A 20,134-nucleotide genomic window follows, 5' to 3' on the forward strand; every position below is an offset into this window, starting at 1 on the left:
TATGGAAGAGAATCAATACAAACTGCTAGTTAAGGTGGCAACCTTAGCTGGTATCATTATGTTAGAATCTAATGCGGAGTCCTATCGTGTGGAAACAACGGTAGAACGTATCCTTTCTGTTAGTCAGCTACCAACTGTTGATGTTTTTGCTAATACCACGGGACTTTTTATCACACTGGATGGTCCTGATTTTCCTGAGCCTATTACCTACATCAAGCGAATTTCGCAGCGCTCAACCCATCTGACCAAAATCCATGACGTCAACCAGATTTCAAGGGATGTCACTAACGGCCGATTACCCCTTGAGGAAGCCTATCAGAAACTTAAGAAGGTTAATCGTAAAACTTATTCTTCCAAAAGTACCTATTTTGCTACTGTGTTGTTGGTTGTGGCCTTCGCACTACTATTAGGAGGAAGTCTGAATACCTTTTTGCTATCTGCCATTGCTTCTTTACTACTAATAGCAACTTACCCTGTCCGCGACTGGCTAAATCTCAATGACTTTATCTACGGTGTCTTTGCAACCATGGTAGTAGCCATCTTGATGTCTTTGATAACCCAGTTTGTTGGAGCATCTGAGCGTACCTTAGATATTACTATCATCTCTGCTCTGATGCCGCTTTTCCCGGGGACAGCCTTTACCAACGGTTTTCGAGATTCCTTTAAAGGCGATTATGGGGCAGGAGTCGCTAAAATTGTAGAAGCCTTGACCATAGCAATCAGCCTAGGTGTGGGGGTTGCTGTTGGTCTCTTTATTGCGAAAGGAATCTTGTCATGATCTTGAATTTTCTGTTTCAAATTCTAGGAGCCTATGTTGCTACCGTAACAGCAGGGGTCTTGTTAGAAGCGCCTAAACATTTGATTTATCATACAGGATTTATTGGAGCATCTGGCTATGCCGTTTATCTTTCCCTGTTAGATAAAACAGACAAGGCAGTAGCAACTCTTCTAGGCGGTATGGTTATTGCTTTGTTATCGCAGATTTCAGCAAGAAGATTAGCTTCCCCAGTAACCGTTTTTTATATTCCCAGCTTCTTTCCCTTAGTACCCGGTGTTGGTGTCTATCGAATTGCTTATTATTACATTCAAGATAATCCGCAATTAGCTGGTGAGAACTTAATGGAATCTATTCTTGTTTCTGGCGCTATTGCGTTATCGATTTTTATTGTGGATTCTTTTTTAGAAATCTACAACCATCTCAAGTACCCTAAACAATAACTGTAACTCACGGAGGAACTCTATTTTTATGAAACTTATGAAATCAATTCCAGGCGGAACCCTTTTGATTCCCATGCTGATTTCAGCCATTATCCATACCTTCTCACCAACCTTTTTCAATATTGGTGGTTTAACCCAAGCCATGTTTTCGGGTGATGCTATCAATTTTATTCTAGGAGCTGCTGTCTTTATATCAGGGTGTACTCTGAAATTAAAAACCTTAACCCAAGTCTTTAAGCGCTATGGTGTCCTATTAGCTGCTCGTTTCATCATCAGCACTGTGGCCGGTCTTGTTTTCATTAAACTCTTTGGACTTGGTGGTGTCTGGGGTCTTAGTGCCATCGCTTTTATCTGTACGCTAACCTCAATGAACCCAACCCTCTTTCTAGCCTTAATGAAGGATTATGGCGACGAAAGTGATCAAGCTGCCTTTGGTTTGGTCGCTGTCATGGCCTTACCCATTATCCCAATGTTCATTTATGGATTGACTAGCCCAACACCACTTGATTTTATGCCAATCCTTTCAACCTTGATTCCACTTGTACTTGGTATCATCATCGGTAACCTTGATCATGAGTTGAGTCAACACATGGCGCCTGCTATGGGCTTCATCATCATCATGTTAGGTTGGGGAGTAGGAGCAAACATCAACCTATTTGAAGCCATGAAAGCAGGATTGCCAGGAATTCTTATGGCCATCTTATATTATCTTATCGGCGCTTTGCCACTCATTTTAATTGAAAAATATATTCTAAAAAGAAGTGGTGCATCAGCAGCCGCCCTCTCAACCGTTGCTGGCTTATCAGCATCTGTCCCATTACTGATGATAGCAAGCAATCCAGAATTGAAAGCTTATGCTTCACAATCAGCCGCCATAACCTCTTTGGTCGTGGTCTGCACAGCCATCATTGCACCAATTTTGTGTCAAAAACTTGCTGGTAACCCAAAACAAAAATAGAAGAATAACCATCACCATAACTCCTCAGAAACTTCTGGGGAGTTTACTTGTTTTTAACGCTCAACAAACTACAAATTATACTTAACAAAAAATATAAAATAAGTGCTACTATATTGTATATTTTTTTGCTAAAATAGTAGTTAAATAAACTTTACAAACTGATTTATAAAGCCATAGGTGAAAAAAGTTTAATCAGTGATATTCATATTTAGAAGTAGGAAATCTTTTAATGAAAAAATTAAGCATTGTTATTCCTTGTTACAACGAAGAAGAAACAATAAAAACCTTTCTAGAAGTCATGGCTACTATAGAAAAGTCAATGTCAAATCAGATTTTGTTTGAATATCTATTTGTTAATGATGGTAGCAATGACTGTACTCTAGATGTACTAAAGGAAATAGCAAACAAGAAGGAGAATGTCTACTACATCTCTTTTTCAAGAAACTTTGGAAAGGAAAGTGCTTTACTGGCAGGGTTAGAGAAGGCTACAGGTGATTATGTAACAGTTATGGATGTTGATTTACAAGACCCACCAGAATTGCTTCCAGAAATGTTTACTAAAATTGAAGAGGGTTATGACATTGTAGGCACGTATCGTAAGGATAGAGAGGGCGAACCACCTATACGCTCGTTTTTTAGCAAAATGTTTTACAAGATTATCAATAGTGTATCAGACACCAAAATGGTAGAGGGGGCACGAGATTATCGTTTAATGACGAGACAAGTGGTTGATAGTGTTTTGGAACTCAAAGAAGTCAACCGTTTTTCAAAAGGGCTATTTTCTTGGGTTGGTTATGATACAACCTATATTAGTTTTGAAAATAGAGAACGTGTAGCGGGAGAGACATCATGGAATTTTTGGTCATTACTAAAATATTCTCTTGAAGGATTTATCAACTTCTCAGAAGCACTTTTAAATATAGCAACAGCAAGCGGTCTCCTTTCCTTTGCATCATCTATTTTAGGTATCATTTTTATTATCGTTCGTAAGCTTACTATCGGAGGTAGTGTCAACGGTTGGGCTAGTATGGTTGTAATGATGTTATTTATTGGAGGGATTCAACTACTTTGTTTAGGAATATTAGGAAAATATATTTCTAAGATTTTTCTTGAAACGAAGAAAAGACCGAGCTATTTCATTAAGGAAACAAATATAGATGGTTAAAAAAATCGTTACAAATCCATTACTAAGGTTAACTGTTTTTGGTATATTGTCTCTAATTCCATTGCTTCCTTTTGTTTCAAAAGGTGTTTTCCACATGGATTGGGATGCTTGGTTTCACTTCTCCAGAATTTATGAGATCGCTCAAGATATACAACATGGAAAGCTAATTCCTGACGTATCTTATTTTTCGTTTAATAATCATGGTTATGCTGTTAATTTTTTCTATCCTTATTTCGTCAATTATCCCATAGCTTTATTATGGATAATTACAGGAAAGCCAGTAACATCAGTTTTTATTTTTAATATACTATTTCATTTATTAGGATTAGAGATAGCCTACAAAACATTTTATAAGCTAAGAAACGACGATATTACTTCGTTTATATTTTCAATCATTTATATTTTTGGAATGACTTCCTTCAATGTTCGATTATTAAACATGGGAACTTACAATCAGCAAATTGCTTCATTATTTTTACCTGTAGCAATTATAGGTATTTATGAAATGATTGCTGGAGACTATAAAAGATGGAATAAATCCGTTATTATAAGTGTCTCTATAATAACGCTTACCCATCTCTTAACAACTTATCTCTTGGTAATTTATACGTTGCTATTATTACTATTTACTAGTTTATTAAAATATCAAATTTTTAATTTAAAAAGAACTTTTAATTGGATTACTAGCACAATCGCTATAAGTCTACTAACATTATTGTTTATCGTCCCTCTAATTGAACAGAAAAACGCGAATGATTGGTTAGATGTGCCTGCTATGAATTTAGGTTCAAATGGTATTATTAGCAATAGTGCTAGTAAGGTAACTCTTTTTAGTCGTTTAACATCAGCACTAAATTTTGAAGACATAATCATTTTAATTTTTATAGTCGTCTTGATTTTTGCAGTCTATAATCAATTGATTGATTCTCAAAGTAAGCTCTTATTATGGGGAATTGCTTGTGTTTCTATTTTACAGTCGAATCTAATTCCATATTACTATATTCAAAAATTTAGTTTCATTGATATGATTCAATTCCTGAATCGTTTTGATATTTTTTTCTATACTTTTATTGCCTTATTCATAGCTATAATTTTTCAAAATATATCTATTCATCACGAGATTGACTATAAAAAACTAGTCATTCTAGCATTGGGTCTATATTTGCTATTTTGTGGTCAAAACTTTAACAAGGAAAAGAATATCTTAAGTGGCGATATTTCTGACTTTGATAAAACAAGTTATTTTGGAACAAATGATAATGTTCTGAAAGGACTATCCAATAGCAATTTCGGTTATTTTGACGCTGATGCGGGAAAAGGATATTATCGTGTTAATGGTTTTATGGACTATCGTACAAAGCAACAAATCAAACGCATACCTAGTCCTGACGAAAAAAATAAGTTCAATATTGATAGTGGTAGTTATAAAATAAAAAATAAAGACTCGTATGCACCTATTATAAATTTTGGAGATGACTACCTTGTATCTACTAACGATTTCATCGAGAATGCTGTTTATTTTGATGGACAGCGCAAATTTAAAAAATTTAAACAGGATAAGTTTGAGTTCTCAATTAAAGATATACCTAAAAGTACCAAAGTTGTCAGAACACCAATAACGTATCTAAAAGGTTTTAAAGTGGAAGATACCAATGGAAATCGATTAGATAGTTATAAAGATAGCAATGGCTGGTTAGCAATCAATAACCCTGATAGTTCAAAAGTGGTAATTACTTATCACAAAACAATGGTACATAAGTTGTCCATTGGGATATCATTGACTACCTGGTGTATTTTACTATATATTTCACTTTTTACAAAGAAGACAAAAGACTTATACTTATAAAGATAGCACAAATCATTGTTATAAATTAAGTCCTTAAGGTTGATTTATCAGCCTTTTTATTTTTACTCGCTAATTATTTGTCAATACACAACAAAAACTCTCCCCAAACATCTTTCCGAAAAACTATAATTTTCTTGAAAAATATCTAGAGATATGTTATACTCCTATTTATAGAAATAAAGGAAATAATGCTGTTTATGAAACGTGAATTGTTACTAGAAAAAATTGAAGAACTTAAAAATATCATGCCCTGGTTTGTCTTGGAATATTACCAATCTAAACTGGCGGTGCCTTATAGTTTTACGACTCTATACGAATATCTCAAAGAATACCGTCGTTTTTTCGAGTGGTTAATAGAATCTGGTATTTCAGATGCTGATCAAATAGGTAATATTGATTTGTCTGTTTTAGAGCATTTAACCAAAAAAGATATGGAATCCTTTGTTCTGTATTTGCGTGAACGTCCCTCTCTTAATACCTATTCAACAAAACAAGGCGTCTCACAAACCACTATAAACCGTACTTTGTCAGCCTTATCCAGCCTTTTTAAATACTTGACTGAGGAAGTTGAAAACGATCAAGGGGAACCATATTTTTATCGAAATGTGATGAAAAAGGTTAGCACTAAGAAGAAAAAAGAAACTTTGGCCTCCAGAGCTGAAAATATTAAGCAAAAACTTTTTCTTGGTGATGAAACCATGGCATTTTTAGAATATGTGGATTGTGAATACGAGAACAAACTTTCTAACCGCGCCAAATCATCTTTCCGAAAAAATAAAGAACGAGATTTAGCCATTATAGCACTACTTCTAGCTTCTGGCGTCCGGCTATCTGAGGCTGTTAACCTTGATTTAAAGGATTTGAACCTCAATATGATGGTTATCGAAGTGACTCGAAAAGGGGGGAAACGCGATTCAGTCAATGTCGCTGGATTTGCTAAGCCATATCTTGATGCTTATCTTAACGTTCGAAAACACCGCTATAAAGCTGAAAAACAAGATGTCGCCCTATTTCTGACGGAATATCGAGGCATTCCTAACCGAATCGATGCTTCAAGCATTGAAAAAATGGTTGCCAAATATTCCCAAGACTTTAAAATAAGGGTGACACCTCATAAACTGCGTCATACCCTCGCTACACGACTATACGAGACTACTAAATCACAAGTTCTGGTTAGTCATCAGTTAGGTCATGCCTCAACCCAAGTCACCGATCTTTATACACATATCGTTAATGATGAGCAAAAAAATGCTTTAGATAAATTATAGTGACAAAAAAACAAACTGACATTCTATTTTTACCATCATGTCAGTTTGTTTTTTTTAAATAGATATTATTTTACGTAATTTTATTTATGTAAAATAATATCTAGCCATCAACGCTGCGCTGTGAAACACACATTAAGGCAAGATCACCTGCCAAACACCACAGCAAGTCAATTTTTCACCAACTGCTCCTGCTCCTGTCCATCATCAAATAGCCGTGTTAATAATATTAGTCCCTATTGATAATCAGAGCAGTTTGGGGCAAGGTTAAAACCTATTCCTCATTCACTAGATTGTCGTAAAATACCTCAGAAAAGTATTGCGCTGTTGCGATAGTTTGTTGAGGTATATTTATATTTGTTCCAAAAATTTAAGAAGTCACATAGACCATGATAGGAACTAAGTCTAACATACTTGGTGTTTTACATAATTATATTTATGTAAACTATTTTTTCTTTGTTAGCAAAACTGTGGTGCCTTGGTCAATCTGACTGCTTATATCAATATCAAAACTTAATTTGTCTAAAATCTGCTTGGTCATGTACAGACCTAGCCCAGTAGCTTTCTCATGTTCATGACCATTAAAGCCTGTAAACCCCTGTTCGAATAAACGCGGCACATCTTCTTGTAGTATCCCTATACCAAAATCTTGGATTGAAATACTTTTATCGTTTATAGTGATTCTTATTTCAGATTCAGGTGTGCTATACTTTATGGCATTATCGATCACTTGAGATAAGCAGAAGCTTAACCACTTGCTATCAGTGATAACTTCTGAATCACCAATCAGACTAACCTGTATTTTTTTGGCAATACATTGACTACTAAATGTCTTAATAACAGAACTAACACAGGATTTTAATGATACTTTGGTAAAACGATAATCATCATTGTCTCGCTTATATTTGAGATATGATAAGAGATTATTGAGATCATTTTCTAAACGAAAAACTTGCCCTTGAAGTTCTTGCCTGTTCATTTGATTGGTTTGAAACATCAAAGACATTGCTGATATAGGGATTTTCATTTGATGAGACCACATCTTAATCAAGCCTTCTAAATCATCTTGTTCTCTTTTAATGTCCAGGACTTGCTGCGCTTCTGCTGCTACTAATCGGTTTATCAGAACTTGATAAGCTGCTTCTGATGGTAAGTGGGCTTTTGGTAAATCCCCAACAGCTTTTAAGTTTTCTAAAGTCAATAATTTGCGCTTGAAAGACTGGTAGCTCAGAATTATCCAAGACACTAGAAACACTAAATTAATGGCTAAACTAACAAGGAAGTAAGTTTGGGGTAGATGATAAAGGTAAAACATGAGGTGGTAAGTCAAAGTTGTTAGTAAATACAAGGCGTACCACGGTCTATACTCTTTAAAATAGCTGAACATCATTTAAGAAAATACCCCACACCTCTAGCCGTATGAATATGATCAAAACCAATACTCTTTAGCTTTTTACGAAGGCGAGTCATATTAACATTTAAGGTATTGTGATCAATAAAACTGTCATCTTGCCAGAGTCTTTCTAGAAAATCTTCCTTAGCAATCACTTGCTGATTATGGGTCATCAGGATTCGTAAAATTTTAGCTTCTGTGGGAGAAAGATCAATGCTTTCATGTTGTTCTGACAAAACAGTGCCATCTGCTAATAGCTCATAGCCAGCAAAAGAGAGTTCTTCTTGGTTAAATTGTTTGCTTCTTCGTAAAAAAGCTGAGATTTTTGCCTCTAAGATATTTAATGAGAAGGGTTTTGAAATAAAATCATCACCTCCCATATTAAGCGCCATAACAGCGTCCATATCATCATTACTGGAAGAAATAAAAATAATAGGTACCGTCATGCTTTTACGGATTTCACTTGTCCAGTAAAATCCATTAAAAAATGGCAAAGTGATGTCCATAAGAATCACATCCGGCTGTATGCTCTCAACTTCCTGCTTGATGTCTCGAAAATTAGTGACTGCATAGACTTGATAATCATTTGAAAAATGCTGTTTGAGGAGTGTAACAATGGTCATATCATCCTCAATAATATAAAGTTTATCTTGCTTGTTCATAGGATTATTTTAGCAAAAAAGCGGCGAAAAATCGCCACTTTGCCTACCTTTCAATTAAGTGATAATAAGTTCGTCCTGTCAATCGATAAATGAGATAGTAAATGATGATAATTGTCAGAATAACTCCCCCAGAAATTTGATAGATAAGGAGATCATTGACAACTCCAAAGAGTAAGAGCATTTGCTTGAGCATGATCATAGCTACAAGAAAATGACAGATTGCCATGATCAGAGGCATAAAGAAGACCATAAGTGTTTGAGAGCCAATGATTTTTTTGACCTGAGTCTTGGACATCCCCACTTCTTGTAAGATATGATAAGATTTTTGATCTTCGACACCTTCTGAATAGCGTTTGTAGTAAATAATTAAAGCTGCCGCTAAAAGAAAAGCTGTTCCTAACAATAGACCGGTGAAGAGAAAACCGCCGGTAAGGGCATAGGCTTCATTTTTAAAATGAACTTCTCGTGTTAACTCAACAACTGCTTCTTCACCCTTATCATTAGTCCAGATACCTTTTTTATTAGCTAACCTTTGATAGTCTTTGGCTGTTAAATCTGCAAATATCTTATAAGTTTCAATGAAGCCAAATCCATCAATGTTTTCAAACTGTTTTTTGATAGCTGTCATCTCATTTAGACTGCTGACAACTAAAACACCAGGATTATAGGTATTAACGGCATCAGGCATCTTAACAGACTTAAAGTTTTTAATATTGTCATAGTCTTTACCAAAAATAGTGAGTTTCTTCAACTGGCTATCGCCTTTTTGCTTGAAAAAAGCAGTCTGATTGGCTTTTAACTTGGGTAAGTCGTTACCAAGCTTTCTAAACTCATCCTGTTCGATGACATAAACAAATCCTAATTGACTTATTTTGGGGTGATTAATTGTCTTTTGATTAACGGTGATTTCTTTATCACGCGTCAATGGCATAGAAATCATACCCGTCTGATAAGCAATAAGGGCTTTATCGTCTTTATGTAATTCTGGAATAATGGTTTTCTTAGCGAATTCTTCATAACTCGTTTTCCCTTCAACTTGATGAACCTGTAACTCAGTATTTTTTGGAAAGAGTTGATTAACCATAGTTTCGGTATTTCCAAAGATTGATGACGTCGTCGCAATCGTAACGAAACTCATGACCGCCAAAATGGTGATATTAGCTAATCCCACAGCATTTTGCTTCATTCGAAACAGCATTTGAGAAACGGTAATGAAATGCTCCGTTTGATAGTAATATGCCTTATTTTGACGTCTTCGTTTCAAGTACCAAGTTGTAAAGGATACATAGAATAAATAAGTTCCTAGAATAACCAAAACTACTGCAATCAAAAAACGATAAATCAAGGCCAAGGCTGCTATCTTAGTCGATGTAAAAGATAAAGCGTAACCAATTCCCAGTAAAACCACAGACAGGATAGCCATAACAACATTTCCCTTAGGTTCTTGTTCTGCCTTGGCTGATGTTTTAAATAAATCTAGTGGTGATGATTTACTGATAGCAAGTAAGTTAATTATCAACAATAGTATAAAAATACCAGAAAAGATAACACCAGCTAAGAGAAATGATATTGGTGTAAAGGTTAATAGCAATTTATCATAATGGATGAGATTGACAAAAATGAGATAAAGCAGGTTGGAGAAGATGATTGAAAGACTGCTCCCAAGAAAAATTAAACCTAAGAATATCATTAGTATTTCGATACTCGATATTAAAGATACTTTTTTCTTACTCATCCCTAGTACATTATAAAGACCAAACTCTTTACTACGTTGTTTTAAAACAAAACGATAACTATAAATAATCAAAATGGTTGATAGTAACGTTAAGACACCCACTCCAAATCCTAAAATCGTTTTCCCATACGACATGTTATCAGAAATTGGGCTAAAGAGTATCAACAAGGTTGAACATAAGGTGACATAGAGAACGGTGCTGGTAAGTAGAAATGGGCCGTAGATGTTTTTGGTTTTTAGCAAATTATTCCAAGCCATTTTAAGATAAAACATGGTTATCACCTCCTAAAAGAGCATTCATAGCTAATGAAATATCTTTACTAAATGTTTGAGGATTCTTATTTCCTCTGTAAAGTTGGTGGAAAATCCGGCCATCTTTAATGAAAAGAACTCGTTTGGCATGACTAGCAGCCATAGCTGAATGGGTTACCATTAAGATTGTCTGACCAAAAGCGTTGATTTCTTCGAAGAGAGAGAGTAAGTCTTCTGAATTTCGAAAATCAAGCGCAGCAGTCGGTTCATCAGCCAAGAGAATATCAGGCTTATTAATCAAACTTCTAGCTACTGCTACTCTTTGCTTTTGCCCACCAGAAATTTCCATAGGGCGTTTGTCTAACAAGTCTTTGATGTGTAGCTGTTCCGCTAGCGGAAGAAGAGCTTTCTCCATTTGCGAATAGGGTTTGCGGTCTAGAACTAGAGGCAGAAAGATATTATCTTTAATCGTTAAGGTATCTAAAAGATTAAATTCTTGAAAGACAAAGCCTAAGTGCTTGAGTCGAAAATCAGCTAATTGATTTTCTTTGATTTTGGTAATATCTTGTCCTTTCAAGTGGACAGAGCCAGAACTTGGTTTTTCCAAAGTGGCTAAGATATTCAAAAGCGTCGTTTTCCCTGAGCCAGATTCTCCCATAATAGCGATAAATTCACCCTCATTGACCTTGAAGTCAATATCTTGTAGAGCGCGTGTTTCTGTTTTGGAAAAACGTGTGCGAAAAACTTTTTTTAGATGATTAATTTCTAGTAACATTTGTTATACTCCTTTTGCTATTATAGCTTAATTAATTTTCGATTTTAGCCATTTTTTTGATTCTCTAAGTGGATTTTCAGAATAGGTATCTGGCTGTAAGGGATCATTTTCATAATGTTTTCCTTGTCGGTCTATTAAGGTTGACGTTGTTAGGTTAATTTGTGCACCGTCATAAAGCCAAAAAACTACATTTCCTGTCGTATAACCTGCTGAATCTTGTCCAAAATGGCGAATATCATTCAATCCTTTGAAAGAGAGTCCGACGACTTCACCAGAAGAAGCCGTTCGTTTGCCCATAATGACAGCAACAGGGCCTTTCTTTTTATGAATCGGATCCGCTAGCGCAATGGTTTCTTGATTATCAATTCTATTATTACTCAAATCAAAGGAGGTTCGTTGATTATATTTATTAACTGACGAAAATAATCTACCATTTGGTAAGATTGAGGATAGACCGATAAGCATCGGTATCATATTTCCTCCTGTATTATCTGATAAATCTAGAATGACACCTTGATATTCTTTTTTGTGATAAGAAATGATTCAAGGTATCAGCGTATTTTTTCGATTGCTTTTTATCAACCGAAGTAAACGGTGGTAGTTTAATATAGATAATGTCATTATCTATACGTTTAATGTTAGGCATAGACTGTTTTGCTGCACGACTAGAAGTCTCTTCTTGAATAAATTGAGAATGTTTACCTCCTGCTAACTTTAAAATAGGAGTCAGTACATCTCTTGCTTGCTCATAAGAACTGCCCTTCTTTGTCCAATTAATAATAGAATAACGGTCACTGCTCCTGTCATTTCATTATCTTTTTCATCGTTTGTCCTCACTTTCTGATATCAATTTTACCACTCCTACTTAATAGACTCACTTACATTTTTAACCTACTACCTTACAATTTTGTAAGTCTGGAATGATAGGTTCTTACCAGTTTTTGGTATAATAAAGATATATTAGACCTCTAGGAGTATGTATATGTCAAAAAGAAAACTAAAAATACCCAGAAAGTTAGGTTCAGTTGGTCGTTTATTTTCCATTATTCCTGACACAACGGCAATCATCAACAAAACCATCGAAAATGGGCGCCCAATTATCGAAAAACATATGGATCAGCGTCACCAACGCCAAATGTCTTTAGTAAAGATTGATAACGTGGTTAATTTAACTCTTGATGAAGCAAGTCAACACTTGAAAAATCAAGGATTTGTGGTTTCTAGTATTCCAGCTAAACCTGCTAAAAAATATGCCAGAGCGCGTGAATACGAAGTTGTGCAAATGTCGCCAAAGTCTGGCAAGCAGCCCAAGGGTTACTTGGTTAAACTCTACTACGTTGATTTAGATATTATCAATGCTAGTCAGGAATTGATTGATGAGGAAACACGGCGAACTGTTGAGCGAAATCAAGCAATCTCTGATACATTTGAAAATGTCAAAAATGTGATACCTTTTAATCGTACAAAAGATTAGCAGATAAGAAAAAGGTGATGAATCCATTTGGTTCATCACCTTTTTTGTCTTACCAAACTGGTTCATCAAGACCTTCTGAACTTTCTTTGATAACTTTCTTTACTTCATCAGTCTGATAAGCATCTAAAACTGCTTGGATAGCATCAGCATTTTGCGCCTTTTTCCAGTCTTTCTTAGCTGCAATTAGATTATACCACTGTTTAGCATTATCACCCTTAGGTTCAATGAAAATAGCCTTACTTGGGTCAATACCAGCTTCTACAACGAAGTCATTGTTGATTACGGCTGCATCTGCAGACTGTAATTGACGTGCTGTCTGCGCTGCATCAACCTCTACAATATCTAAATGCTTGTCATTTTTAGTCACATCGTCTAGTGTCGCAAAAGTGTCACCTGAAACTCCTAATGTAATTAAGCCAGCTGATTGTAAGAGGTAAAGAGCGCGGCTTTCATTGACAGTGTCGTTAGGAATAACAATTGTCCCTTCATTGGGAATATCTTTGACATCAGTGTATTTATTCTTACCACCTTGCGTTCCAGAATAAAGACGAAAAGCGGTGATATAGGTTTCAGCAATACCTTCAAGATCTGTCTTATGCTTCTTATTCCATTCATTTAAGAAATTATAATGTTGGAAGGCATTAATGTCAATTTCACCATTTTCAAGCGCTTTATTAGGTTGAGAGTAATCCGTAAATTCAGTATATTTGATCGTTACATGCTTATCTTTAAGTAATTCTTCAACCTTGTTCCAACGAGCCTCTTCAGAATCACTTTTTGCCATTGTTCCTACTTTAACCACAACAGTATCATCAGCGGCTTTTGAACCGCAGCCTACCAGTAGGACTACTGAAGCTAGTGCCATTGTTCCAATGCTTAACCATTTTTTCAATTTCATCATCTCATCTCCTCTAAATTTAAGATATATCTAGTCTAACACGAGAAGTGATTTCTGAAAAATTCTTAATATTTAAGCAAATATATAGTTAAAAACTATATCAAAAACCTCTTCATCTATTAAAACCCAAAAACGCTCCATGGTTTTTACAAAGAATCTTAAATAGACAAGAATGCTTCAATATCCGTTAACGCACGTTCAGCAATGGCTTCATAGCGTGCTTTTTTATCGCGGATGCGTGGCCCGTCTAATTCTTTAATGATACCAAAGTTAACATTCATTGGTTGGAAATGCTTACTCTCTGTATGCGTAATGTAGTATGGTAAGCTACCGATAGCTGTTGTGCGTGGAAAAATGACTTCTTCCTCTTCCTTAAAGCGTTTCACCGCATTGATGCCAGCTACTAAACCAGCAGCGGCTGATTCCACATAACCCTCAACACCTGTCATCTGACCAGCGAAGAAAAGGTCTGGATTGTTACGAGATTGGAAGGTTTGATTGAGCAAATTTGGAGAATCCATATAGGAATTGCGATGCATAACCCCATAACGCACAAAGCTGGCATTTTCAAGGCCTGGAATCATTTGGAAAACACGCTTTTGCTCCCCCCATTTAAGGTGTGTTTGAAAACCAACCATATTATAAAGGCTACCTGCAGCATTATCTTGACGCAACTGAACCACAGCATAAGGTGTCTTAAAGTCACCATCTCGTGGTCCCTCGTAGTCATCAGGGTATTCCAAACCAACAGGCTTCATCGGTCCATAAAGCATCGTTTTGATGCCACGTTTAGCCATAACTTCAATGGGCATACAAGCTTCAAAATATTTTTCTTTTTCAAAGGCATTAAGTGGTGCCTCTTCTGCTGTTGTCAAAGCTTCGTGGAAGGCTAAAAATTCTTCCTTGGTCATGGGACAATTCAGATAAGCTGCTTCACCTTTATCATAGCGTGATTTTAGATAAACCTTACTCATGTCAATAGTTGATTTATCAACGATGGGTGCTGCAGCATCGTAGAAGTAAAAACCATCACCGCCATTGAGTTTATGGATTTTCTCAGCTAGCATATCTGATGTCAAAGGACCTGTTGCGATAACAGTAATAGCATCGTCAGGAATATCAGTGATTTCACCTCGAATGACTTCGATAAGAGGATGCGCCTCTAATTCAGCAGTGACTGCTTGGGAGAAGCCATCACGGTCAACCGCCATAGCTCCTCCAGCTGGTACACGGCTAGCTTCACCCTTACGCATGATGATAGAATCCAAGCGGCGCATTTCTTCCTTGAGAAGCCCTACCGCATTGGTTAAAGAATCCCCCCGAAAGGAATTAGAGCATACTAATTCCGCAAAACCGTCCGTTTTATGTTGAGGTGTTGGCTTAACACCACGCATTTCATAGAGTTTCACGGGAATGCCACGTTTGGCGATTTGATATGCTGCTTCCGAACCAGCCAAGCCAGCCCCGATAACATTGATGTAATTTGCTTTAGATTGAGACAAGAACTAATACCTCTTTGAGAACAATCAAAACATCATTCTCACAAATCTTTCTATATATGATGAAACATAATTATAACATAAGTTTCCCATTGTCTAAACTCTTTTGTCAATACAACTACTAGGATTATCAAAAACCTTATTGGATACTTTTTAGGCTAGTGAAAGTAGCATAACGATAGTAAAGTCTAACATTTCACTGACAGTGTCAGCACCCATGCTTTTATAAGAGTTTGCCATTAAACCAAATTTGATGAATAGACCAAGATCGAAACTACTTAAAGGCTAGATTTAAATATTTTACGTAATATTAATTATGTAAAATATTTAATATCCCTACTAATTATCCATATTCCGTAACAATTTTTTAGTTACATTCTTCTCCGATAAGATTTTTGACAACTTAATTGTTACAGGATGCTAGTAGTAGTCTAGAAAGTTGCTTCTGTCTCTTTGCTCACATAGATTCATAATCATCCATTTCAATCGTTGAGAAGACTTCTGAAGCTAACGTTAAAACATGTTTTTTACTTTTGATGTCAATCCTTGTAAGAATATCCCTTTTACAAGTGTAATGGCTTCTAAATGGCTAGCGTAAGTCACTTGTTATAAACGGTACTTCTATCGTTTTAATAGTTATATATCGCCAGCAAGTGGGAACACAAAAACATTGACGGAAATCAATACTTCAGATGGAATAAAAAATTGAGTTTATACTCAACTAAAATCAAAAAATAACTTATACTCATTCGAAATCAAAAATTGCGGATATCCAATCTCTATGTACAATCGACTTTAGTTGACAGGGTGACAAAGTTTGAATCACTTCTTGAAGGTTGTTATTGACCTCATTTAATGTTCTAAATGTCCTATTCTTAAAGCCACCCACGTTTGAAGCACTTGATAACGTGGTGAACAAGCTGCAAGTAGTGATTCAAGATTTAAATTAGTCCATTTTAAAAACCATCGTCAACAAACAATGGTTACAGAACGTTAGTTTTTGATTTTGGATAAGTATAGTCTTTTGAATTAACTTTGATACATCGTCATTCTCGACTTGCCGTAGGCGAGTACTTACTGCGTCTTCCGTTCCTTGTCTGAAAACTAATTCATTTGACTATATTAAACAATTCTCCTCAATCTTTTTTCTTTACGGAAAACAAATACCCTCTTAGAAATACTGTCATATCAATACTTCTAAGAGGGCTATTATTTTTTAAAGATGTAACGGTCAACTCCTCGATGTTTTCATACTTGAGAAGAGGGGTATACTTTCTGAGACATTAGCTGAAATGAATGCTTTTGGTTATTATTTAACCACTGCTTCTTGATAATCACAGTCATCACTGCTACAAATCACCTGTTTGCCTCCACCACGGACTTTTTTCTCAACTAAGAAATCACCCGATTTAGGGCAATCACGTCCTACTGGCATATCCCAAGAGGTAAACTCACATTCTGGATACCGATCACAGCCATAGAAAATACGGTTGCGTTTGGTTTTACGCTCAATCACTTGGCCTTTTTCACAAACAGGACAGGTCACACCGATCTCTTTTGTAATAGCCTTAGTATTACGACATTCTGGGAAATTGCTACAAGCGTAGAATTTACCATAACGCCCTAACTTAATCACCATTGGTGAGCCACAGACGTCGCAGTCAAATCCAGCAGGTTCATCCTTAATTTGGATTTTCTCCATTTCGTCTTCAGCTTTAGTTAATTCTTTCTCAAAAGGTTTGTAGAATTGGTCAATGACTTTTTGCCATTGTTCTTTACCAATTTCAACTTCATCCAGACGGCCTTCCATTTCTGCTGTAAAAGCAACGTCAACAATATCTGGGAAGAATTCTACAATCAAAGAATTGACAATTTCACCTAACTCAGTCGGCTCGAAACGCTTGGCGGCTAGTTTGACATAATATCGTTTTTGAATAGTTTCAAGTGTTGGAGCATAGGTTGACGGACGACCAACGCCATTTTCTTCTAGTGTTTTGATTAAGGTCGCTTCTGAATAACGCGCTGGTGGCTGTGTGAAATGTTGTTCGGGGGTCGTCAGAACTTTCTTAACAGTATCTCCCACTTCCATTTCTGGCAACATTTTGTTCTTGTCAGAGTCATTATAGACAGCCATGTAACCATCAAATTTCACTTGGCTACCATTGGCTGTGAACATGACACCATTTTGAGATAAATTAACTTTCACAGTATCAAAGACAGCTGCTGTCATCTGCGAGGCTACAAAACGATTCCAAATCAAAGTATAAAGTTTAAGCTGATCCTTATCAAGGTATTGGGCAATAGCTTCAGGTGTGTGATGAACAGACGATGGCCGAATAGCTTCGTGAGCGTCTTGAGCACCAGCAGCATTCTTCACTTTGGCACCGTGCTTAGCGTATTGACTGCCAAAACGTTCCGTGATAAAACCAGCCGCCTCATTTTGTGCTACAGGACTAATACGCGTGGAGTCAGTACGCATGTAGGTAATCAGCCCCTGATGCCCTGCTTTACCTAAGCTAATCCCCTCATAAAGCTGTTGGGCAACCATCATAGTCTTACGAGTACGAAAGTTGATTTTGTTGGCTGCATCTTGTTGCATAGATGAGGTTGTATAAGGAAGAGGAGCATTACGACGACGATTCTTTTTTTCCACCTTATCAACATTAAAATCATCCCCATTGATACGAGTTAGAACAGCTTGAACATCATCTTGGGTTGATAATTTTAGCTTTTTGCCATCTAATCCATAAAACGCAGCTTGAAATTTTTTGGTTCCCTTTTTAAAAGCACCATCAATGGTCCAATATTCTTCTGGTTTAAAGGCTTTAATTTCATTTTCACGATCAATGATGAGCTTCAATGCGACAGACTGAACACGCCCTGCTGACAAACCTTTTTTGACTTTTTTCCATAAAATAGGGCTAATTGAATACCCCACAATCCGGTCGAGAACACGGCGGGCCTGTTGGGAATCAACCAAGTCCATATCAATTTCTCTTGGCTCCACAAAAGCATTTTTAACAGCATCTTTGGTAATTTCATTAAAGACAACACGATTTTTAGCTTTTGGATCCAAATTAAGAATATGAGCCAAGTGCCAAGAAATAGCTTCGCCTTCTCGGTCCGGGTCACTTGCCAAGAAAACTTCTTTCGCATTTTTAGCTTCTTTTTTTAGTGAATTAATCAGAGGTCCTTTACCTCGGATGTTGATATACTCAGGTTCATAATTATTATCAAAATCAATGGACATACTTGACTTTTTAAGATCACGAATATGACCAACAGAAGCCACAACCTTGTAATTGCGACCTAGGTATTTCTCAATAGTCTTCGCCTTAGCAGGCGATTCTACAATAACCAAATTTTTCTTTGGGCTTGTCTTCTTTTTGCTAGTTTTTTTAGTACCAGTTTTCTTTTTTGTTTTTGTTGCTGTAGCAGTTGCCATAAACACACTTCCTATACAAGAATTATCAAAGGTTACATTTTCTAACCCTTTGAAACTTATAACATGATAACCCTCTTTTATCCATGTGTCAATAAAAAACTTTTTCCTATAGGAAAACGGCCTCTAAATTTGATAGTCATTAATGATGTCAAATCCTGATATAATGCACTTGGCACCCTCTTGTATCAAGTGTAAGCAACCGGATGATTTCCCATCTAAAATATTACCAGGAAGGGCAAAAATATCTCTTCCTTCTTCTAATGCACGCTCACAAGTAATCAGACTTCCCGATCGCAATTTGGCCTCGGCTACAACAATGCCCTGACAAAGTCCTGCGATAATACGATTTCTTTCTGGGAAGTGATATTTCAGCGGCTGCTCACCTGGTCCATACTCTGAAAGAACTAAATGATTTTGCATCATAAAATCCTGTAAGCGTTGATTTTCTTTAGGATAATAAACATCGAGACCTGTTCCTATCACAGCGATGCTAGCACCACCCGTTTTCAAAGCGGATAAATGAGCTGCTGTATCAATGCCACGCGCTAGTCCACTAACAATCACAAAACGATTATCTAACTCCGTAATAATTTTATGAATAGACTTTGTTCCAATGTCACTACATTTTCGAGCACCTACCACTGCTAGCTTAGCTTTTTCCAGTAATTCAATATTTCCTTTATAGAATAGAAGAACTGGAGGATTATAGATTTCCTTGAGTTCTAATGGGTAGTTGTTATCTAATATAGAAATACTAGGAAATTTTAAAAATTCTTGTCGTAGTGTTTTACTATCTAATGCCTTGTAATGCTCCATAAAAACAACAGGATTCTGACATTTAGAAACCACTGCTCGATCTCTCAGAGACAAGGATTTTTGGTATTTGGCTTCATAGTCTAAGATATTTAAAATGTGCTGGTTATTTAAGCCCGCTTTTTTTAGTTTGTACAATTCGAAATTATTCATGTTAAGCCTCCACTTACTAATTCGAAAAAAACATGAAAAAAATTCTATCTAAACCAAATTTTTCTTAATTTAAATCATCCTCTCAGGATTTTATTAGAACACCTTTTTTCAGAAAAGAACTACTCAAAAGGCTACTTGCTCCAAAATCAATACGATTTATTCAAAATCTCATCAAGTAATACTCATCCAAAATCAAAAAAATAACATGATATATCGAATAGCAAAATAAGATTCCGCAGTTTAGAGCGAACGTAGTGAGCTTGAAAGGTTGCTTTCACTGTAGTGGTATTATGCTGTCTCTAATAACAGAATATTTGGGACCTAGGCTCAAAAATTAGGAATGAAACTCCGAAGGAGGTTGCTTGCGTCCGCACTACTTAAGAAAAAATCAAATAAGTTATGTTTTGAAATTAACTGAGTATAAAATTATAACACAGCAAGATAGCTAAATGAATCGGTTACACTAAACTAGACAGAATTTATAAAGTGTTCTACACTAAAGAAAACAGGAGAAACAATATGTCTAGAAAAATACGCCGTCATTTTACGGATGACTTTAAGCAACAAATCGTTGACCTTCACA

At 36.1% G+C, this 20,134-nt stretch carries 16 protein-coding genes and 1 pseudogene; 7 read left to right on the top strand and 10 right to left on the bottom strand.

The window, feature by feature from the left end; all coding sequences use genetic code 11:
- The first annotated feature begins 1 nt into the window (after position 1).
- From ABP870_RS08655 to xerS, 6 genes are all read left to right on the top strand, one after another.
- A complete protein-coding gene (locus tag ABP870_RS08655; RefSeq protein ID WP_350015044.1) occupies positions 2-778 on the top strand; it encodes a threonine/serine exporter family protein in 777 nt (258 codons plus the stop codon).
- Positions 775-1,218 (top strand): threonine/serine exporter family protein, encoded by a 444-nt coding sequence (locus tag ABP870_RS08660; RefSeq protein WP_405054530.1) that lies wholly within the window; start codon positions 775-777, stop codon positions 1,216-1,218. The genes ABP870_RS08655 and ABP870_RS08660 overlap by 4 nt, the downstream gene beginning before the upstream one ends.
- 28 nt (positions 1,219-1,246) lie before the next feature.
- On the top strand, positions 1,247-2,176 hold the full coding sequence (locus ABP870_RS08665) for a 2-keto-3-deoxygluconate permease (protein ID WP_350015045.1): 930 nt from the start codon (positions 1,247-1,249) through the stop codon (positions 2,174-2,176).
- Between the two features lie 229 nt (positions 2,177-2,405).
- Positions 2,406-3,341, top strand: coding sequence for a glycosyltransferase family 2 protein (locus tag ABP870_RS08670; RefSeq protein WP_350015046.1), 936 nt, complete (start codon positions 2,406-2,408; stop codon positions 3,339-3,341).
- Complete coding sequence (locus tag ABP870_RS08675; protein WP_350015047.1) at positions 3,334-5,187, top strand: hypothetical protein; 1,854 nt, start codon at positions 3,334-3,336, stop codon at positions 5,185-5,187. Before ABP870_RS08670 ends, ABP870_RS08675 begins: the two co-directional genes overlap by 8 nt.
- A gap of 197 nt (positions 5,188-5,384) precedes the next feature.
- The gene (gene xerS / locus ABP870_RS08680) at positions 5,385-6,455 is read left to right on the top strand and encodes a tyrosine recombinase XerS (protein ID WP_350015048.1); all 1,071 of its coding nucleotides are present in this window, start codon (positions 5,385-5,387) and stop codon (positions 6,453-6,455) included.
- A 442-nt stretch (positions 6,456-6,897) separates the two neighbouring features.
- Here the strand turns inward: xerS and ABP870_RS08685 are convergent, their stop codons facing one another.
- Genes ABP870_RS08685 through ABP870_RS08705 form a run of 5 tightly spaced genes read right to left on the bottom strand, consistent with a single transcriptional unit; the run spans position 6,898 to position 11,812 of the window.
- On the bottom strand, positions 6,898-7,842 hold the full coding sequence (locus ABP870_RS08685) for a sensor histidine kinase (RefSeq protein ID WP_350015049.1): 945 nt from the start codon (positions 7,840-7,842) through the stop codon (positions 6,898-6,900).
- Positions 7,839-8,507: a response regulator transcription factor gene (locus ABP870_RS08690; RefSeq protein ID WP_350015050.1), complete on the bottom strand. Its 669-nt coding sequence runs from the start codon at positions 8,505-8,507 to the stop codon at positions 7,839-7,841. Before ABP870_RS08690 ends, ABP870_RS08685 begins: the two co-directional genes overlap by 4 nt.
- A 43-nt stretch (positions 8,508-8,550) precedes the next feature.
- The gene (locus tag ABP870_RS08695) at positions 8,551-10,515 is read right to left on the bottom strand and encodes an FtsX-like permease family protein (protein WP_350015051.1); all 1,965 of its coding nucleotides are present in this window, start codon (positions 10,513-10,515) and stop codon (positions 8,551-8,553) included.
- The gene (locus tag ABP870_RS08700) at positions 10,502-11,269 is read right to left on the bottom strand and encodes an ABC transporter ATP-binding protein (protein ID WP_350015052.1); all 768 of its coding nucleotides are present in this window, start codon (positions 11,267-11,269) and stop codon (positions 10,502-10,504) included. The genes ABP870_RS08695 and ABP870_RS08700 overlap by 14 nt, the downstream gene beginning before the upstream one ends.
- Positions 11,270-11,296: 27 nt before the next feature.
- Positions 11,297-11,812 carry a S41 family peptidase gene (locus ABP870_RS08705; protein WP_350015059.1) on the bottom strand — a complete coding sequence of 172 codons (516 nt, stop codon included), beginning with the start codon at positions 11,810-11,812 and terminating at the stop codon, positions 11,297-11,299.
- 439 nt (positions 11,813-12,251) lie between these two features.
- On the opposite strand from ABP870_RS08705, the gene ABP870_RS08710 reads away from it, so the two are divergent.
- Complete coding sequence (locus tag ABP870_RS08710) at positions 12,252-12,743, top strand: PASTA domain-containing protein (RefSeq protein WP_350015053.1); 492 nt, start codon at positions 12,252-12,254, stop codon at positions 12,741-12,743.
- Between the two features lie 49 nt (positions 12,744-12,792).
- Here the strand turns inward: ABP870_RS08710 and ABP870_RS08715 are convergent, their stop codons facing one another.
- The 5 genes and pseudogenes from ABP870_RS08715 to dprA form a co-directional block, all read right to left on the bottom strand.
- A complete protein-coding gene (locus tag ABP870_RS08715) occupies positions 12,793-13,644 on the bottom strand; it encodes a MetQ/NlpA family ABC transporter substrate-binding protein (protein ID WP_405054649.1) in 852 nt (283 codons plus the stop codon).
- A 155-nt stretch (positions 13,645-13,799) separates the two neighbouring features.
- Positions 13,800-15,143: a methylenetetrahydrofolate--tRNA-(uracil(54)-C(5))-methyltransferase (FADH(2)-oxidizing) TrmFO gene (trmFO, locus tag ABP870_RS08720; protein ID WP_350015054.1), complete on the bottom strand. Its 1,344-nt coding sequence runs from the start codon at positions 15,141-15,143 to the stop codon at positions 13,800-13,802.
- A 742-nt stretch (positions 15,144-15,885) separates the two neighbouring features.
- Positions 15,886-16,023: pseudogene (locus ABP870_RS08725) on the bottom strand (IS630 family transposase); the annotation flags it as partial.
- A 426-nt stretch (positions 16,024-16,449) separates the two neighbouring features.
- Positions 16,450-18,585 carry a type I DNA topoisomerase gene (topA, locus tag ABP870_RS08730; protein WP_350015055.1) on the bottom strand — a complete coding sequence of 712 codons (2,136 nt, stop codon included), beginning with the start codon at positions 18,583-18,585 and terminating at the stop codon, positions 16,450-16,452.
- Positions 18,586-18,708: 123 nt separating this feature from the next.
- The gene (gene dprA, locus ABP870_RS08735; RefSeq protein WP_350015056.1) at positions 18,709-19,551 is read right to left on the bottom strand and encodes a DNA-processing protein DprA; all 843 of its coding nucleotides are present in this window, start codon (positions 19,549-19,551) and stop codon (positions 18,709-18,711) included.
- Positions 19,552-20,134 lie beyond the last annotated feature (583 nt).

It is taken from the genome of Streptococcus jiangjianxini (genome assembly GCF_040225085.1).
GTDB lineage: Bacteria > Bacillota > Bacilli > Lactobacillales > Streptococcaceae > Streptococcus > Streptococcus jiangjianxini.

Coding starts and splice junctions, on each gene's coding strand:
- ABP870_RS08700 (WP_350015052.1), bottom strand. CDS start 11,269: ATGTTACTAGAAATTAATCATCTAAAAAAAGTTTTTCGCACACGTTTT.
- ABP870_RS08675 (WP_350015047.1), top strand. CDS start 3,334: ATGGTTAAAAAAATCGTTACAAATCCATTACTAAGGTTAACTGTTTTT.
- ABP870_RS08715 (WP_405054649.1), bottom strand. CDS start 13,644: ATGATGAAATTGAAAAAATGGTTAAGCATTGGAACAATGGCACTAGCT.
- xerS (WP_350015048.1), top strand. CDS start 5,385: ATGAAACGTGAATTGTTACTAGAAAAAATTGAAGAACTTAAAAATATC.
- ABP870_RS08690 (WP_350015050.1), bottom strand. CDS start 8,507: ATGAACAAGCAAGATAAACTTTATATTATTGAGGATGATATGACCATT.
- ABP870_RS08710 (WP_350015053.1), top strand. CDS start 12,252: ATGTCAAAAAGAAAACTAAAAATACCCAGAAAGTTAGGTTCAGTTGGT.
- ABP870_RS08660 (WP_405054530.1), top strand. CDS start 775: ATGATCTTGAATTTTCTGTTTCAAATTCTAGGAGCCTATGTTGCTACC.
- ABP870_RS08665 (WP_350015045.1), top strand. CDS start 1,247: ATGAAACTTATGAAATCAATTCCAGGCGGAACCCTTTTGATTCCCATG.
- ABP870_RS08685 (WP_350015049.1), bottom strand. CDS start 7,842: ATGATGTTCAGCTATTTTAAAGAGTATAGACCGTGGTACGCCTTGTAT.
- topA (WP_350015055.1), bottom strand. CDS start 18,585: ATGGCAACTGCTACAGCAACAAAAACAAAAAAGAAAACTGGTACTAAA.
- dprA (WP_350015056.1), bottom strand. CDS start 19,551: ATGAATAATTTCGAATTGTACAAACTAAAAAAAGCGGGCTTAAATAAC.
- ABP870_RS08655 (WP_350015044.1), top strand. CDS start 2: ATGGAAGAGAATCAATACAAACTGCTAGTTAAGGTGGCAACCTTAGCT.
- ABP870_RS08695 (WP_350015051.1), bottom strand. CDS start 10,515: ATGTTTTATCTTAAAATGGCTTGGAATAATTTGCTAAAAACCAAAAAC.
- ABP870_RS08670 (WP_350015046.1), top strand. CDS start 2,406: ATGAAAAAATTAAGCATTGTTATTCCTTGTTACAACGAAGAAGAAACA.